This window comes from Blautia sp. 1001283B150304_161114_C9 (assembly GCF_015668165.1).
GTDB lineage: Bacteria > Bacillota > Clostridia > Lachnospirales > Lachnospiraceae > Blautia_A > Blautia_A wexlerae.
Genome location: NZ_JADPGO010000075.1, coordinates 1 through 2,491, shown reverse-complemented (window position 1 = coordinate 2,491; position 2,491 = coordinate 1). Strand labels below are relative to the sequence as shown.

Genomic DNA, 2,491 nt, shown 5'->3' with positions numbered 1-2,491 from the left:
TTATCTTTTAAATGCTCCGGAATATCATTAAATTCTGAAATATACTTTGCAAAGCTTTTATTTATCTCGTTTTTAAGTTCGTCTTTATTCTCATATGTTCTCAATAGTCTATCTCCTCAGCTTCCGATTTTCCAGTTTCAAAAACTGGAACTTTCAAATTAGTCTTTGCAAACAACCTTTGAACCTTCACCATCAATTACAATTCCCTGACGGTTGTTAATTGGGGATAGATTCAAATCCGAAAATTCAGTCATTATTTTCTCGGTAACTTTCTTAAATGGTGCTGTAAGATAATGCGGAAGAACATAGAAATCAATCAAATCAAGCCCTGCATCATCCTCTTGTGAGTAGTCCTCCGGCTTTTCATCCATTTGTTCAATATATTGGATAGTTGGAGCGCATATAATCGCACCTGCCGATTCACCGATCATCAGTTTTCCCTTTTCCAATTCCTTCTTCAATAGCTCATCCGTTCCCGTTTTACGAAGCTGGTCCATAAGGAAGAAAGAATTTCCACCAGTAAAATATATCACATCCGCATCTTCAAAAACAAACTGTATCGTTAAATAAGCCTCCGTTGAAATATCAATTTCAGTTACGGCTGCTCCCAGTTTATTGAATAGCTTTCGAGCCGAGCCGACATAACCAGTATAGCCTTCACGCAGCGAAGCTGTGGGAATAAATGCGACTTTCTTGTTATCAATTTCTTCTTTTATCAAACTTCCTACACTTGAAAAGTGCGAACATAAAAACAGTTTCATCCATATCCTCCTTAATAAATTCCGATTTCACGATATCATTTCTAATACTAATTTTACCGTATTTTTCAGATTCAGTCCATCTTTTAATCCCAGTCGGTAGAAAAACTCTTCTGTTTCTGGCATGGGAATGGCGGAGATCATGAAGTCGTATCCGCTTTACACCAGACCGCTCAATTCCGGTAGCCATACAATGTTCCATCTCATGCTTCTGAACCTCTGCTGTATTCTCTACATACGCTTTAAAGATCCAGAGGAAAATGTTATAAGTCTCAAATTCATGGAAATTGTTTTTCTGTGTTACCATCGTGATCAATTCATAGCACAGGACAAAGGTGATGATCAGTCCCGCAAAGAACTTGACGCAAAATATTTATGGCTTGATTTTGAACCTTTATCTCCGCTATAAAAAGTACCTAGGGCTTTTTAAGGCCCTAAATGCGTAGGTTGGTGCTTTGTTGCGATATGCTCTACGGTTACGGTGTATTGTTCATATTCTGTTTTCGGGAATCTTTATGAAATCTTCAAAATTGCCCGGTATGCTATCCGTAAAATCAAAGAAAGGACTTGATTATATGGATATGATTTTGAAAACGACTGACCTCTGCAAAAATTTCAAGGGGCAAATGGCGGTAAACAATGTGTCACTGAACATCCGGCGCAACTCGGTTTATGGTCTGCTGGGGCCGAATGGGGCTGGCAAATCCACGATCTTAAAAATGCTCACCGGCATTTTGCGCCCCACATCGGGAAGCATCGAGTTTGACGGCCACCCGTGGAAGCGGAATGATCTGGAGCATATCGGTGCTTTGATTGAGATGCCCCCGCTTTACGAAAATCTGACTGCATACGAAAATCTCAAAGTCAGAACTACATTGCTCGGCCTGGACGATGCACGAATTAACGAGGTATTGCAAATTGTCCAGCTCACGAATACCGGCAAGAAACGGGCCGGGCAGTTTTCTCTTGGTATGAAGCAGCGGCTTGGTATTGCTATTGCATTGCTGAACAGTCCCCAGCTTTTGATTCTGGATGAACCGACTAACGGCCTTGACCCTTTAGGGATTGAGGAACTTCGAGAGTTAATTCGCTCTTTTCCCTGCAAAGGGATTACAGTTATTTTGTCCAGCCATATTCTGTCAGAAGTCCAGCAGATTGCAGATCATGTGGGTATCATTGCTGGCGGCGTCCTTGGATATGAGGGAGAGCTTCGCGCCGGTGAAGATTTGGAACAACTCTTTATGGATGTTATTCGCAGAAATGGTAAGGAGGGATATTAAATGGAGATGGCATATATTCAGGCAGAGAACCTAAAGCATAAGAGAACTTTCACAAAAACGCTGATCGTTCTGGCCCCGTTTGTAACTGCGCTTATGAACTTTTTTGCCCCTCTTTGGTTCCAGCTCAATTCTTATAATTGGTGGTATATCCTGCTTTATCCTGGATTCCTTACGCTCACCTGTGCCTTGATTGAACAGCGGGATAATGGCAAACTAAAATATCGTGCCGTTGCTTCATTGCCTGTTTCGCAGAACAAAGTCTGGAAAGCAAAAATTGGAGTGGCCGGTATTTACTCCTGTGTGGGGAATTTCATTTTCCTGGCGCTAAATCTGTTGGGCGGTTTTGCAATATTAGTTATCAACGAAATTCCCCTGACAATCGGAATTTGTGGAGAGATTTCCTGAACTTTCCTTATTTTTCAAGGCTTACAGCCTCTTAGATAGTGAAATGAT

Annotated in this window: 4 protein-coding genes and 2 pseudogenes; 2 read left to right on the top strand and 4 right to left on the bottom strand. The window is 41.3% G+C overall.

The window, feature by feature from the left end:
- The 4 genes and pseudogenes from I4V44_RS17260 to I4V44_RS17725 all read right to left on the bottom strand — a co-directional run.
- Nucleotides 1-104: ClbS/DfsB family four-helix bundle protein (locus I4V44_RS17260; protein ID WP_196002686.1), on the bottom strand; the 104-nt coding region annotated here is incomplete at its 3' end.
- A 54-nt stretch (nucleotides 105-158) separates the two neighbouring features.
- Complete coding sequence (locus I4V44_RS17255) at nucleotides 159-761, bottom strand: Type 1 glutamine amidotransferase-like domain-containing protein (RefSeq protein WP_119241771.1); 603 nt, start codon at nucleotides 759-761, stop codon at nucleotides 159-161.
- A 229-nt stretch (nucleotides 762-990) separates the two neighbouring features.
- Nucleotides 991-1,110: pseudogene (locus tag I4V44_RS17730) on the bottom strand (VirB6/TrbL-like conjugal transfer protein, CD1112 family); the annotation flags it as partial.
- Nucleotides 1,101-1,148, bottom strand: a pseudogene (locus tag I4V44_RS17725) (hypothetical protein); the annotation flags it as partial. The pseudogenes I4V44_RS17730 and I4V44_RS17725, both read right to left, overlap by 10 nt.
- 185 nt (nucleotides 1,149-1,333) lie before the next feature.
- On the opposite strand from I4V44_RS17725, the gene I4V44_RS17250 reads away from it, so the two are divergent.
- Both I4V44_RS17250 and I4V44_RS17245 read left to right on the top strand, forming a co-directional pair.
- Nucleotides 1,334-2,038, top strand: coding sequence for a lantibiotic protection ABC transporter ATP-binding protein (locus I4V44_RS17250; protein WP_025580190.1), 705 nt, complete (start codon nucleotides 1,334-1,336; stop codon nucleotides 2,036-2,038).
- Nucleotides 2,039-2,443 (top strand): ABC transporter permease, encoded by a 405-nt coding sequence (locus tag I4V44_RS17245; protein WP_243007206.1) that lies wholly within the window; start codon nucleotides 2,039-2,041, stop codon nucleotides 2,441-2,443.
- The last annotated feature ends 48 nt before the right edge of the window (nucleotides 2,444-2,491 follow it).

Coding starts and splice junctions, on each gene's coding strand:
- I4V44_RS17250 (WP_025580190.1), top strand. CDS start 1,334: ATGGATATGATTTTGAAAACGACTGACCTCTGCAAAAATTTCAAGGGG.
- I4V44_RS17255 (WP_119241771.1), bottom strand. CDS start 761: ATGAAACTGTTTTTATGTTCGCACTTTTCAAGTGTAGGAAGTTTGATA.
- I4V44_RS17245 (WP_243007206.1), top strand. CDS start 2,039: ATGGAGATGGCATATATTCAGGCAGAGAACCTAAAGCATAAGAGAACT.